This is a genomic window from Polaribacter sp. (assembly GCF_039939415.1).
Classification (GTDB): Bacteria; Bacteroidota; Bacteroidia; order Flavobacteriales; family Flavobacteriaceae; genus Polaribacter.
In genome coordinates this window covers 106835-120225 of record NZ_JBDVJE010000080.1, presented here as the reverse complement: position 1 = coordinate 120225, position 13391 = coordinate 106835, and the positions used below count along the sequence as shown (strand labels likewise).

The following is a 13391-nucleotide window of genomic DNA, read 5'->3' as shown; positions in this document are numbered from 1 at the left end:
TATTAATATAAAACTACATTAGATTATCTTTTTGAAAATTACTTTTGTAGCGATTAAAATTATTTAAATAAACTTTAAAAAATTACTATAAGAAGAAACTCTCTAACCGAATTGAATTTGAATTAATTAAAAACCTCAATAAGATTGAGGTTTTTTTTTGTCTTATACCAACGTAAAACTTTGTATTTTTGTAGTCTATGATAGACCAAAAAAAGGCAAAATCTGAAAAAGCGATTTTAATCGGAATTATTTCTCAACAACAAGATGAAATTCAATCTACAGAATATTTAGATGAGTTAGAGTTTTTAACCACAACTGCTGGTGGAGTTGCTGTTAAACGTTTTGTTCAAAAAATGGAAAAACCAAATCCTAAAACTTTTTTAGGAGCTGGTAAACTAGAAGAAGTTAGAGATTTTATAGAATCTAATCATATTGGTACTGCTATTTTTGATGATGAATTATCTCCTGCACAATTACGTAATATTGAAAAAGTTTTAGATTGTAAAATCTTAGATAGAACCAATCTTATCTTAGATATTTTTGCACAAAGAGCACAAACTAGTTCTGCTAAAACACAAGTAGAATTAGCGCAATGTCAATATTTATTACCTCGTTTAACTCGTCTTTGGACACACCTTGACAAACAAAAAGGCGGTATTGGTATGCGTGGACCTGGTGAAACAGAAATAGAAACAGATAGACGTATTATTAGAGATAAAATTAATATTCTAAAGAAAAAACTAATTACTATTGATAAACAAATGGCTGTGCAACGTAAAAATCGTGGTAAAATGGTTAGAGTTGCTTTAGTTGGTTATACAAACGTTGGTAAATCTACTTTGATGAATGTTATAAGTAAAAGTGATGTTTTTGCTGAAAACAAGCTTTTTGCTACGTTAGATACTACAGTAAGAAAAGTTGTTATTAAGAACATACCGTTTTTATTAACAGACACTGTTGGTTTTATTAGAAAATTACCAACGCAATTGGTAGAGTCTTTTAAATCTACTTTAGATGAAGTTAGAGAAGCTGATTTACTGTTGCATGTTGTAGATATTTCTCACCCAAATTTCGAAGACCATATTGCTTCTGTAAACTCTATTTTGGCAGACATTAAATGTGCAGACAAACCTGCTTTAATGGTTTTTAATAAAATTGATGCTTATGCACATGAAAGTATAGATGAAGATGATTTAGTTACTGAAAAAGGGAAGGAACACTACACATTACAAGATTGGCAAAAAACTTGGATGAATGATTATGATGTACCCTCAATCTTTATTTCTGCCTTAAACAAAAATAATTTAGAAGATTTTAAAGAGAAAACATATGAAGAAGTAAAGAAAATTCATATTCAACGTTTTCCTTATAATGACTTTTTGTATTATGAATATAAAGGTGAAGAGTAAACCATTATAGATGAAAAAAATAAGTGAAAAATAATTCTAAATTTTATTATTCTGATTGTATTATTTTTTATTTGGGTTTAATTACTCTAGGAATCTTTGGTTCTCCTTTTGCAGGAAGCTAATTTACTCCTCTTTATTATCCTCAATAATTCCCATTCTTTTAGCACGAGATTCCCAAGATTTTCTTGCATACGATTGTAAATCTGCAATATTATCAGATTCATCCATAATTTCTAAACCTAATAAAGTTTCTATAACATCTTCTTGAGTAACCAAACCGCTTACAGTACCATATTCATCTACAACCAATGCTATATGTTCTTTTTGTTCTATTAATTTTTCGAACAAACTAGGTATTGGTAAATCTCTATTTGTAACAATAATATCTCTTTTAATTGATTTTAAAGGCTCATTGCCCTTACCTCTAATTATAGCTTCTAACATATTATCTTTTAAGAAATATCCAGAAATATTATCTGGGTTATCAGAAAAAACAGGAATTCTAGAAAATCTTAACTTTGGATGTTCGTCAAAGAAAGATTGAATTGTTTGGGTTTCATCAGTAATTTTTAAAACAGTTCTGGGTGTCATTACATGTTTAGCCTGAATTTCTTTAAAACTTAATAGATTTTTAATAACCTTACTTTCATTTTTTTGAAAAACACCATCTTTTTCAGCCATTTCTGTCATCACCAAAAAACCTTCTCTACTTAATATACTGCCATGTCCTTTACCTCCAATTAACTTTGTTGTTAATTGCAAAAGCCACAAAACACCTGTCCATTTTAGTGGAAAAATCATCACTTTTAAAGCTGTAGAAGTAAAACCAGCTAATTGTTTCCAATACGTTGCTCCAATTGTTTTTGGTATAATTTCTGATGCTACTAATATTAAAATAGTCATTATTGTAGATACAACACCAACCATAATATCTTCTGTTACACTAATTCCGAAAAAAGTTTTAACAGAATTTCCATACATTTCTGCATAAGCAACCTTTGCTTGTACACCAACTAAAATTGCACCTACAGTATGTGCAATTGTGTTTATCGTTAAAATTGCAATTAAAGGTTTATCAACATCTTTTTTTAATATTTCTAACTCAGTTGCAAAAGAAGCTCCTTCACTCTTTTTTAGGTTGATAAAAGTAGGTGTTATACTTAACAATACAGCTTCTAAAATAGAGCATAGAAATGAAAAGAAAATAGAAATGGTAGCAAAAATAATTAATAACGTCATTCAGTTTATTTTTTTTCGAAAATACAAAAATAAAAAACCTCAAAAATTTCTTCTTGAGGTTTTTATAATAAATTTATTTACATTTATTAAAAAGCATAGCTCATACCAAATAACCAGTATGATTGTAATTTGTTGTCTATTGATCCAAATGTTGCATTTGTATCTGTAATTAAAGCATTATTTAACGCTTCTTGTTTGTTGTTACGTAAACCTAACTCAAACCCTACTCCTATTCCTTTCCATAAAGTATAACCTAAAGAGTTTGTCCAAGTCCAGTTAGATAAATCTCCGTCTTTATAACTTTGAAAGATAGATACGTTAGATTTTACACTAATGTTTTTATGTTTTGCATTATAATCTGCAACAATTTTTGCACCTGGAGAAGAACTATAAATACTTTCGCCAGAACTAAAAATAACATTGTAGTTACCAGGATGCATCACAACAACTAATCTGCTAGTTGGTGTCCAAGTAAAACCAACACCAATATCTAAAAACCCAGGGTTATTAAAGTTATCTAACAAAGTTGTTCTGTATTCTCCTAAAGCAGAAAGTGCCCATTTTTTGTTTAATCTTTTACCATATAGAGATGATAATGTAAATACATCTGTTGCTGTTTCAAAATTTCCGCTATCAGTAGGGTCATCTTTGTCATCAATTTTTACCCAACCAACATTTATGGCTCCAGAGTTTCGCCAGAAAAAATCTTCTTCAATAAGGTTTGCAAAACCATTTACAGTAATACCTATATTACCAGCAGAAGAATTTGGTTCGTTTTTAGAATACCAATTATTAAAACCAGAAAGGTTACCACCAATTGTACCAAAAGCACCTTTTTTCCATCCTGGGAGTGCATCAATTTTTGCTTGTAAAGCATTTACTTCTCCTTGTAATTTTGCGATTTTTGCTTTTTTAGGAGCTTGTTCTTTTTTTAATTCTTCAGCAGTTTGTGCATTTGCTGAAAAACTAATACATACCAATAAAAATAAGATTGATAATTTTTTCATTTTTTTTGTTTTTATTTTTGAACGTGCAAATATGCACTTTATTAATTAGACAATAAAAATATTAATAAGTCACTTTTTCGTGAAAACTATAATTAACACCCAACCCAAATAATTGTCTAAATTGAATTTTACTCGAAGCGTTATCATCCATAATTGCATGAAAAGTCATTTGCATTTTTATGAATTTATTTACTGTAAAACGGATATTTGTTTGATAATCTAAATCTAAGTTACCAACATTTGCCAAGTAATCTGTATATACAGTTAAAATGTTTTCCATTTCAATGTTTTTCATTAATTTAAATTTATAATAACCTGAAAGGTTAAAACCTAAACTAAAAGCGGAGTTTTTACCTTCTTCTACACCAAATTTCCCTGAAAAGAAATCATTTACAAAGGTAAATCTTGCAGTTGCTGGCGCTATATTAAGATGTAACTTATCAGATTTTTTCCATAACATACCAGGACCAAAAGTTAAATATGCAGGTGAAAAAAATTCTGAAACTAACTTTTTAGGATCTGAAGAATAGTCATAACCTTTTGTATATTGAGTTTTAAAATTGCCAATAAAAGAAAGAAACCAATACTTAGCCGTTTTATATCCTAATAGTGAATTAAACTCAAAACGATCATCTGTTTTCCTCCATCCTTTTTCACTTAAATGACTAATACCATAACCTGTTATAATTCTACTATCCCAGTTAACATTGTCTTTTTTGTAGTTAAAATCATAATTAATGTTAAAGTTTCCAGCAACTGTATTTTCTCCCCCAGAAGCCCAATTAGAAAATGAAGATTGATTAAAAATAAATGTAAATCTTCCATGTATTTTCCATATAGGAATACTATCTTTTTTCTTTTTTTCTTGACCTATAAAAATTGTTGTAAAAAAGATGAAAAAAATGAGGGTGATTCTTTTCATAATAATAAATTATTTTTTTGATTTATATAATGGTACTGTTGAGCAAGCTTCTCCAAACATAATAGATCTTGCTAAGGGTTGTAACTTTTCTATTAAAAGAGCATAAGCAGAATTAGGTATTGGCTTATTTGCACATCCTTTTATAATTACTGGTAAATTTGCAAATTCATTAAAATCTACAAAATTTAATAATTCTTGATAAATAACAGTTTCTAACAATTCTAAATTACCAATAACAACTTTATTTGCAAACGGTATTAGTTCTGAAGCAACTAACATAAAAGCCCAAGAAGGAATTATTGCATCTACAGAACAAGTAATGGCAACAAAAGAGTTTTTATATTGAGACCAATCATGATTTTTAACATGTTCTCTAAAATCTGTTTCTTTTAAAATTAATTCTTGATACAACCAATTTTTCACATCAAATTGCACTCTTTTTCCTTCAGGATAAATTTCTTCTAAATCGAAAGTTTTAAGTTTGCTATTTGCAACTCTATTTATAATTTCTTCTGCCATTTTTCAAAGTTTCAAAGTTTTTAAGTTTTTAAGTTTTTAAGTTTCAAAGTTTCAAAGTTTTCACTTTTAACTCATCATTTAAAACTTAACATTCATAACTATTTACAACATACCAAGTTCTAATTTTGCTTCTTCACTCATCATATCTTGTGTCCAAGTAGGATCAAAAGTAATTTCAACTTCACATTCATTTATTTCTTTTAACGTTTTTACTTTGTCTTCTACTTCTACAGGTAATGTTTCTGCAACAGGGCAATTAGGTGAAGTTAAGGTCATTAATATTTTTGCATTGTTTTCTTCAGAAACAAAAACATCATAAATTAAACCCAATTCATAAATATCTACTGGAATTTCTGGATCGTAAATTGTTTTTAAAACATTTACAATTTTATCTCCTATTACTTCTAATTCTTTATCTGTCATTATTAAATTTCTTAATTTGTTAGTTTAGTTTGTTGTGCAATCGCATACATTTTTATATACTTAATCATAGAAACCAAACCATTTGCTCTTGTTGGTGATAAATGCTCTTTTAAACCAATTTCATCTATAAAATCTGTATTAGCTGTTAGAATATCTCCTGGTTTTTGATTAGAATAAACACGCAATAACAATGCCACAATTCCTTTTGTTAAAATAGCATCACTATCTGCAGAAAATTTAACGGTATCGTTTTCTAACTCAGAATACAACCAAACTTTAGACTGGCAACCTTTTATTAAATTTTCATCTAATTTATATTTTTCATCTATTATTGGCAAAGATTTACCCAACTCTATAATATATTCATAGCGTTCCATCCAATCATCAAACATAGAAAACTCGTCAATAATTTCTTCTTGTATTTCTTTGATAGTCATTTTTTAAACTTATTTTTGCGTTTTATAAAAAACTTTATTTTGCTTTAATTAGCAAAATTAATGATTAAATTTAAGAAATGAGCAAATTATTAGCAGTAGGTACTGTAGCTTTTGATGCAATTGAAACACCTTTTGGTAAAACTGATAAAATTTTAGGTGGTTCTGGTACTTATGTAGGTTTAGCCGCAAGTCAATTTGGAGTAAAAACAGGCGTTGTTTCTGTTGTTGGAGGAGATTTCCCTTCATCTTATCTAGAAATGATGAATTCTAAAGGAATAAATACAGATGGAATTGAAGTTATAAAAGAAGGGAAAACATTTTTCTGGAGTGGTAAATATCATAATGACATGAATTCTAGAGATACTTTAATTACAGAATTAAATGTCTTAGAAACATTTGCACCTGTAGTTCCTGAAAACTTTAAAGACGCAGGTATTGTAATGTTAGGTAATTTACACCCTTTAACACAAGCATCTGTTTTAGACCAAATGAATGAAAGACCTAAATTGGTAGTTTTAGATACTATGAATTTCTGGATGGACATCGCTTTAGATGATTTACACACTGTTTTAAAAAGAGTAGATGTAATTACAATTAATGATGAAGAAGCTCGCCAATTATCTGGAGAATACTCTTTAGTTAATGCAGCTAAAAAAATCCATGAAATGGGACCAAAATATGTTGTTATTAAGAAAGGAGAACATGGTGCCTTATTATTTAACGAAGGAAATATGTTTTATGCACCTGCATTACCTTTAGCAGAAGTGTTTGATCCTACAGGAGCAGGAGATACATTTGCAGGAGGATTTTGTGGATATTTAACAAAAACCAAAGACATTTCTTTTGACAATATGAAAAATGCAATTATTTACGGTTCTAACTTAGCTTCTTTCTGTGTAGAAAAGTTTGGTACAGAACGTATGCAAGAGCTTACAGCAGATGAAGTTAAAATGCGTTTGCAAGCTTTTAAAGAATTAACACAATTTGATATAAAAATATCTTAATTTTCATCCGCGGTTAAAACTGCGGATTTTTTATTACAACAACTCAAAAAAACCAAAACAACAATGAGTGATGCTATTAAACATGAATGTGGAATTGCACTTGTTAGATTAAAGAAACCTCTACAGTTCTATAAAGACAAATACGGTTCTGCTTTCTATGGAATTAATAAAATGTATTTATTAATGGAAAAACAGCACAATCGTGGACAAGATGGTGCTGGTTTTGCAAGCATAAAGTTTAATATAGAACCTGGCACAAGATATATTAGTAGAGTTCGCTCTAACAAACCACAACCTATACAAGATATATTTGCTCAAATTAACGACCGTTTAAATGGTGTTTTAGAACAAAACCCAGATAAAAAAGATGATGTTGCATGGCAAGAAGAAAATATGCCATACATAGGAAATTTATTTTTAGGGCACGTTCGTTACGGAACTTTTGGAAAAAACAGCATAGAAAGTGTACACCCTTTTTTACGCCAGAGTAACTGGAGACACAAAAACTTAATTGTAGCAGGTAACTTTAACATGACTAATTCTAACAAAATGTTAGAAGAATTAATCGAATTAGGGCAGCACCCAAAAGAAGCTACAGACACAGTGACTGTAATGGAAAAAATTGGTCACTTTTTAGAAGATGAAGTAAGTAAATTATATCAAGAAGCAAAAAAAGAAGGATTTAACAAAAGAAATGCTTCACCTTATATAGAAGAAAATATAAATCTTAAAAAAGTTTTAAAAAGATCTTCTAAAAACTGGGATGGAGGTTATGCAATGGCAGGTTTAGTTGGTCATGGAGATGCTTTTGTATTAAGAGATCCTAATGGAATTAGACCCACTTATTTTTATGAAGATGATGAAGTTGTTGTTGTTGCATCAGAAAGACCTGTAATTCAAACAGTTTTTAATGTAAAGATTGATAAAATTAAAGAATTAGAAAGAGGACATGCTTTAATTATTAAGAAAAGTGGTAAAACTTCAATAAAAAAAGTAAATGATCCTAAAGAAAATTTAGCTTGTTCTTTCGAACGTATTTATTTTTCTAGAGGAAGTGATGCTTCTATTTATGAAGAACGTAAAAATTTAGGGAAATATGTGTTTCCAAAGATTTTAAAATCAATAGATTCTGATATTTCTAACACTGTTTTTTCATTTATACCAAATACAGCAGAAACCTCTTTTTATGGAATGACAGAAGCTGCTGAAGATTTGTTAAATCAACAAAAAACAGCAAAAATTTTAGAAGGAGGTAAAAATTTATCTGCAGAAAAAGTAACAGAAATTTTATCAGAAAGGCCTCGTTTTGAAAAAATTGCCATTAAAGATGCTAAATTAAGAACCTTTATTGCAGATGATAGTTCTAGAGATGATTTAGTAGAGCATGTTTATGACATTACTTATGGTGTTGTAAAACCAACAGATAATTTAGTAATTATTGATGATAGTATTGTACGTGGAACAACGCTTAAAAAGAGTATAATCAGGATTTTAGATAGATTAAATCCTAAAAAAATTGTTGTAGTTTCTTCTGCTCCTCAAATTCGTTACCCAGATTGTTACGGAATTGACATGGCAAGAATTGATGCTTTTATTGCATTTAAAGCTGCTTTAGAATTATTAAAAGATCATAATAAATATCATATTGTAGATGATGTTTATAAGAAATGTAAAGAACAACAATCTAATATTGATGAAGAAATTGTAAATCATGTAAAAGATATTTACAGCTCTTTTACAACTGAAGAAATTTCTGCTAAAATTGCAGAAATGTTAAAAACAGAAGATATTAAAGCAGATGTTGAGGTAATTTATCAAACTGTAGATGGTTTGCATAAAGCTTGCCCTGATAATCTTGGAGATTGGTACTTTACAGGAAACTACCCTACTCCAGGAGGAATGAGAGTTGTAAACCAAGCTTTTATTAATTTCTATGAAGGCAATGATAAAAGAGCTTATTAAGTTATAAATAAAATAATAATTTATAAATACCTCTAAATTTTAGAGGTATTTTTTTTATGGGTTACTCGTTGATATATAAAATATTATGTTTTTTTGATATGCTGTTAATTTTTTTCATATTTGTTAAAATTAAAAGCTATGAAAGTAAAAATTGTAATTTTCTTTCTTTTTTTTACAATTTGCTCTTTAGAATCGCAAAGTATTAGAAAAAAAATTGATAGTCTAAAACAAGAAGTAAAAATTCTTAAAGACACCTCACTAATCCAAACTTTAAACGAAATTTCGTGGTTATATAAAAGAATAGATATTGATAGTTCCTTAATTTTTTCAAAAAAAGCTCTATTAATATCAAAGAAATTGAATAACGATAAATTAACTGCATTAGCTTATAATAATTTAGGAACAATTTATGAATCTAAATCATTATTAGATAGTGCTTTGTTTTGTCATAAAAGAAGTTTTGAAATAAAAACTAAAATAAAAGATACTATTGGTATTGCTAATTCGTATAATAATTTTGGAATTATTTATGATTTAAGAGGTGAATACTTAAAATCTTTACAAAATTATTTTAAGGCATTAGAAGTTTATGAAACTTCTAATGCTGACTTTGATAGAATACCGATGGTATTTGTAAATATTGGAATTGTTTATAAAAAACAGAAAAACTATAAAAAAGTTTTAGAATTTTATAAAAAAGCAATTAAAATATATAAAGATAATAATCATAAAATTGGTACCGTAATAACAACTGGTAACATTGCAAGTGTTTATTTAGAATTAAAAGATTATGAGAAAGCAATTAAAAATTCTTTAGAAGCAAAAAGAGGTTATAAAGATTTATCCTATGAGGTTTATTTGCCTTATATGGATCATAATATTGCAATTGCTAAAGATGGTTTAGAAGAGTACTTAGACGCTAGAAAAATCTATAACTCAATAATTATTGAATTTGAAAAACAAAATGCACTTTTTGAACTTTCGGATGCAAAAATAAATTTAGCTAAAAATTATACAAAAACTAATAATTTACACTTGGCTATAAAAGAATTAAAAGAAGTATTAATTATTATCAAAAAAAATAAATTTAAAGAAAAAGAATTAACAGTTTTAAAGTTATTGTCTAAAAACCAAAGCAATTTAAATAGTTTTAAAGAAGCTTATAATAACCTTATAACTTATGACATAAAAAAAGATTCTGTTTTTGAACAAGAAAAAATGAAAGCTATTTTAGAATTAGAAACTAAATACCGAACAGAAAAAAAAGAAAAAGAATTATTAGAAACTCGTACTGAAAAAGCAGAAACTGAACTTAAACTATCAAAAACTATAAACTGGATTTACATTTTAATAGGAGGATTAACTTTAGCAATTTTGCTATTTTTTGCTATTTCACAAAGAAATAAAAGAAAAACTCAAGAAGAAATTGTAGCTCAAAAGGAACAAGGGTTTAAAGCAATAATAGATGCACAAGAAGAAGAGCGTAGTAAAATGGCAAGAGAATTGCATGATGGAGTTGTACAACAAATAGGGAGTGTTATTTTAAAATCTAGAAATATACTTTCTAAAATGAATTTACTGCAAACTAAAGAATCTCAAGAGTTATTAGAAAGTTTAGAAAATTCTAGTCAAGATTTAAGAACAATTTCTCATCAAATGATGCCTAGAGCATTAAAAGAATTGGGTATAATACCAGCATTAAATGACTTACTAGAAGGTAGTTTACCATATTCTAAAGTAAAATACACTTTAGAACATTTTAATATTGCTAAAAGATTGCCTCAGAAAATTGAAGTTACACTTTATAGAATTACCCAAGAACTTATTAATAATATTATAAAACATAGTAAAGCAACAGATGTAAGTGTACAATTATTTAATACAAACAATACAGTTGTTTTAATTATAGAAGATAATGGTATTGGTTTTTCTTCAGAAAAAAAAGAAAAAGGTATTGGTTTATTAAATATTTCTAGTAGGTTAGATATAGTAAATGGAGAAGTTCATTTTGAACCAAGTCCTAAAAGTGGTACTTTAGTCACTATTAAAATTCCATTATAATAATGCCAATTAAAATTCTTATTGCAGATGATCATCCTTTAATTGCTGAAGGAATTAAAAACACTTTTGAAAATCAACAAGATTTTAAAGTTGTAGGCGTGGTAAATAATGGTAAAGAAGCAATTCTATTTATAGAAAAAAATTTAGTAGACATTGCCTTATTAGATATCAATATGCCTATAATGGATGGTATAGAGTGTGCAAAAAAAATTATAAAAGATTTTAAATATATAAAAATTGCAATGCTTTCTATGTATCAAGAAGCATCAATTATAAAAAACCTTATAGAACTTGGTGTAAAAGGTTATATGCTAAAAACGATACCTAGTGATGAGCTTTTAATGGCAGTAAAAAAAATATATAATGGTAAAGAGTATTATAATTCGGATATCACAAAAGCCATAATAAATGGAGATAATCATTCGAATTCTTTAAATACATTTTCTAAAAAATCTCCGTATTTAAAACAACTTACCACAAGAGAATTAGAAATAATAAAAAATATTTCGCAAGGTTTAACAAACACTCAAATTGGTAAGCAATTATTTATAAGTCCAAGAACTGTAGATACTCATAGAACAAATATTATGAGAAAGATTAAAGTAAATAATATTGCTGCTTTAATAAGGTTTGCTTTTAAAAACGGGCTCACTTCTTAAAAATACGTTAAACAACGTAGTCTTTTACGTAAATCACTCTATTTTCTGTAAAAATACTTCAATTTACTTTTGAAGTGTTAATTCATTGTATCCTAGAAATTTAAAAAAATTACCAAAACAGTATTCATCTCTCATTCTTTTATAGAATGAATTAACAATTGAGATTTGGATGCTGTTTTTAAATTTAAATAAATCATTATGAAAAAAAATTTATTAATCACTATTTGTGTTTGTATGACAAACATTCTTTTAGCACAAGAATGGACTAAAGATTTTCCAAAAAAAATAAATCTTGTTAAAATGTCGGATGTAGGAGTTGCCATTGTAGGAACTGATGATGCTTTATATGGCATAAATGAAACGGGCAAAGTACTTTGGAAAAATGAAAAATTAAGAAAGGTTGAAGCAGAAAGAGTACAAATTATTTCGGGTTCAGAACTAATTTTTGTGAGTGATAAAGGCTTACTTTCTAGAAACAGAGTTTTAGATGTAAATTCTGGTAAAGAGCTTGCCAATTCCGGAAAAAAAGGAGACAATATAATTGGTGTTAGGTTAATTCATGGAACAAATCAATTATGGGCATTAAAAGGAAACAGACATATAAACACATGGAATTTAAACAATAACACTATACAATATGGTTGGGGGAGAGATCAAATTAAAAGCGATATCGCTTTTGATAAAATGGCTAGTTTAACATACACTTTTACAGGTGCTCAACCTATTACCTATACAAGTGCAAACAGTGCAATTATACACTTAAGTGCATTACATCTTGCCAATGTAGATTTATCAACAGGTAAAGATATTTGGCGATTTAACTGGAAACCATTTAAAACAAAAGATGCTAAAGCAAGCACACTTTCTAATGGTTATAGTTCTATGAAAATAGATGAAGATTCCAACACATTATATTTTCCTTTTAAAACTCAATTAATTGCTATTGATATAAATACAGGACAACCAAAATGGGATGCAAAAAAAGGTGGAAAAACAGGTAAAGTATTAAGCATGTTTGTAACTCAAGAAGGCGTTTTAGCTCTAACACCAAAAGGTTTACAATTAGTAGATAAGTCTACAGGAAATTTAGTTTGGAAAAAACCAATAAAAATTAAAAATGCCATAGAAAGTATTCTATTAAAAGATGAACAAGATTTTTTTGCCATTTCTAAAGGAAGTATTATAAAAATTGATGTTGCAAATAAAAAAACAAAAGTACTTACCGAAAAAATTAAATTTTCTGGAAAAGAGAGTTTTAATAGTTTAGAGATAATTGATGACCTAATTGTCTTATCATCTTCACAAAATATAGCCGCTTTTAACAAACAAACAGGAGACAAAATACACCACACCTATTTAAAAGCTCCTGGATCTAGTATACTAAAAATCGCTCAAAACATCACTTTAGCAGCAGTTGCTGTTGCAGCAACAGCAAATAGTCAAAACATCAATTCTAATAACACCTCTGGTTCAACATATAGATATCATTCTTACACTCCTGCTGTTATGAAATCTGGTGGATCTGCAACAAAAAGTAGTGGAAATATTATGTACATAAGTACAAAATTTAAAGATGCAGATGCTAAAGGTTTTGGCATTGCTAAAGTAAATAAAACAACAGGTAAAATTGTAGAAAAAATTGTTATTGGAGACAGAGATCCACTATATGCAATTAACCACAACAAAGGCAAATTTTTCTACAAATCTGATAAAAAAACACTTTCTATGAAAAGTTTGAAATAACAACCA

At 28.0% G+C, this 13391-nt stretch carries 12 protein-coding genes; 6 read left to right on the top strand and 6 right to left on the bottom strand.

Translation table 11 applies throughout. The annotated features are described in order from the left end of the window. Positions 1-197 precede the first annotated feature (197 nt). Entirely contained in the window at positions 198-1409 is a 1212-nt protein-coding gene (gene hflX, locus ABJG40_RS13595; protein WP_348025133.1) for a GTPase HflX, read from the top strand. Positions 1410-1532: 123 nt separating this feature from the next. On the opposite strand, the gene ABJG40_RS13590 is transcribed toward hflX, so the two are convergent. The 6 genes from ABJG40_RS13590 to ABJG40_RS13565 form a co-directional block, all read right to left on the bottom strand. Continuing rightward, the gene (locus ABJG40_RS13590; RefSeq protein WP_348025132.1) at positions 1533-2648 is read right to left on the bottom strand and encodes a CNNM domain-containing protein; all 1116 of its coding nucleotides are present in this window, start codon (positions 2646-2648) and stop codon (positions 1533-1535) included. 86 nt (positions 2649-2734) lie between these two features. Beyond that, positions 2735-3655, bottom strand: a complete 921-nt coding sequence (locus ABJG40_RS13585) for a DUF3078 domain-containing protein (RefSeq protein WP_348025131.1) — start codon at positions 3653-3655, stop codon at positions 2735-2737. Positions 3656-3716: 61 nt separating this feature from the next. Then, the gene (locus ABJG40_RS13580; RefSeq protein ID WP_348025130.1) at positions 3717-4577 is read right to left on the bottom strand and encodes a DUF3078 domain-containing protein; all 861 of its coding nucleotides are present in this window, start codon (positions 4575-4577) and stop codon (positions 3717-3719) included. Positions 4578-4586: 9 nt separating this feature from the next. Next, the gene (locus tag ABJG40_RS13575) at positions 4587-5096 is read right to left on the bottom strand and encodes a DUF2480 family protein (protein ID WP_348025129.1); all 510 of its coding nucleotides are present in this window, start codon (positions 5094-5096) and stop codon (positions 4587-4589) included. Positions 5097-5198: 102 nt separating this feature from the next. After that, positions 5199-5519: a DUF59 domain-containing protein gene (locus ABJG40_RS13570; RefSeq protein ID WP_348025128.1), complete on the bottom strand. Its 321-nt coding sequence runs from the start codon at positions 5517-5519 to the stop codon at positions 5199-5201. 11 nt (positions 5520-5530) lie between these two features. Continuing rightward, a complete protein-coding gene (locus ABJG40_RS13565; protein WP_348025127.1) occupies positions 5531-5956 on the bottom strand; it encodes a SufE family protein in 426 nt (141 codons plus the stop codon). 77 nt (positions 5957-6033) lie between these two features. Here ABJG40_RS13565 and ABJG40_RS13560 point away from each other — a divergent pair, with 77 nt between their 5' ends. From ABJG40_RS13560 to ABJG40_RS13540, 5 genes are all read left to right on the top strand, one after another. Continuing rightward, entirely contained in the window at positions 6034-6960 is a 927-nt protein-coding gene (locus ABJG40_RS13560) for a PfkB family carbohydrate kinase (protein WP_348025126.1), read from the top strand. A gap of 63 nt (positions 6961-7023) precedes the next feature. Further along, the gene (locus ABJG40_RS13555; RefSeq protein ID WP_348025125.1) at positions 7024-8922 is read left to right on the top strand and encodes an amidophosphoribosyltransferase; all 1899 of its coding nucleotides are present in this window, start codon (positions 7024-7026) and stop codon (positions 8920-8922) included. A gap of 138 nt (positions 8923-9060) precedes the next feature. Beyond that, positions 9061-10983 (top strand): sensor histidine kinase, encoded by a 1923-nt coding sequence (locus tag ABJG40_RS13550; RefSeq protein WP_348025124.1) that lies wholly within the window; start codon positions 9061-9063, stop codon positions 10981-10983. Positions 10984-10985: 2 nt separating this feature from the next. Then, on the top strand, positions 10986-11642 hold the full coding sequence (locus ABJG40_RS13545) for a response regulator transcription factor (protein WP_348025123.1): 657 nt from the start codon (positions 10986-10988) through the stop codon (positions 11640-11642). 198 nt (positions 11643-11840) lie between these two features. After that, the gene (locus ABJG40_RS13540; protein WP_348025122.1) at positions 11841-13385 is read left to right on the top strand and encodes a PQQ-binding-like beta-propeller repeat protein; all 1545 of its coding nucleotides are present in this window, start codon (positions 11841-11843) and stop codon (positions 13383-13385) included. The last annotated feature ends 6 nt before the right edge of the window (positions 13386-13391 follow it).

Excerpts from the sequence above, each read along its gene's own strand:
- hflX (WP_348025133.1), top strand. The coding sequence starts at position 198 with ATGATAGACCAAAAAAAGGCAAAATCTGAAAAAGCGATTTTAATCGGA.
- ABJG40_RS13590 (WP_348025132.1), bottom strand. The coding sequence starts at position 2,648 with ATGACGTTATTAATTATTTTTGCTACCATTTCTATTTTCTTTTCATTT.
- ABJG40_RS13585 (WP_348025131.1), bottom strand. The coding sequence starts at position 3,655 with ATGAAAAAATTATCAATCTTATTTTTATTGGTATGTATTAGTTTTTCA.
- ABJG40_RS13580 (WP_348025130.1), bottom strand. The coding sequence starts at position 4,577 with ATGAAAAGAATCACCCTCATTTTTTTCATCTTTTTTACAACAATTTTT.
- ABJG40_RS13575 (WP_348025129.1), bottom strand. The coding sequence starts at position 5,096 with ATGGCAGAAGAAATTATAAATAGAGTTGCAAATAGCAAACTTAAAACT.
- ABJG40_RS13570 (WP_348025128.1), bottom strand. The coding sequence starts at position 5,519 with ATGACAGATAAAGAATTAGAAGTAATAGGAGATAAAATTGTAAATGTT.
- ABJG40_RS13565 (WP_348025127.1), bottom strand. The coding sequence starts at position 5,956 with ATGACTATCAAAGAAATACAAGAAGAAATTATTGACGAGTTTTCTATG.
- ABJG40_RS13560 (WP_348025126.1), top strand. The coding sequence starts at position 6,034 with ATGAGCAAATTATTAGCAGTAGGTACTGTAGCTTTTGATGCAATTGAA.
- ABJG40_RS13555 (WP_348025125.1), top strand. The coding sequence starts at position 7,024 with ATGAGTGATGCTATTAAACATGAATGTGGAATTGCACTTGTTAGATTA.
- ABJG40_RS13550 (WP_348025124.1), top strand. The coding sequence starts at position 9,061 with ATGAAAGTAAAAATTGTAATTTTCTTTCTTTTTTTTACAATTTGCTCT.
- ABJG40_RS13545 (WP_348025123.1), top strand. The coding sequence starts at position 10,986 with ATGCCAATTAAAATTCTTATTGCAGATGATCATCCTTTAATTGCTGAA.
- ABJG40_RS13540 (WP_348025122.1), top strand. The coding sequence starts at position 11,841 with ATGAAAAAAAATTTATTAATCACTATTTGTGTTTGTATGACAAACATT.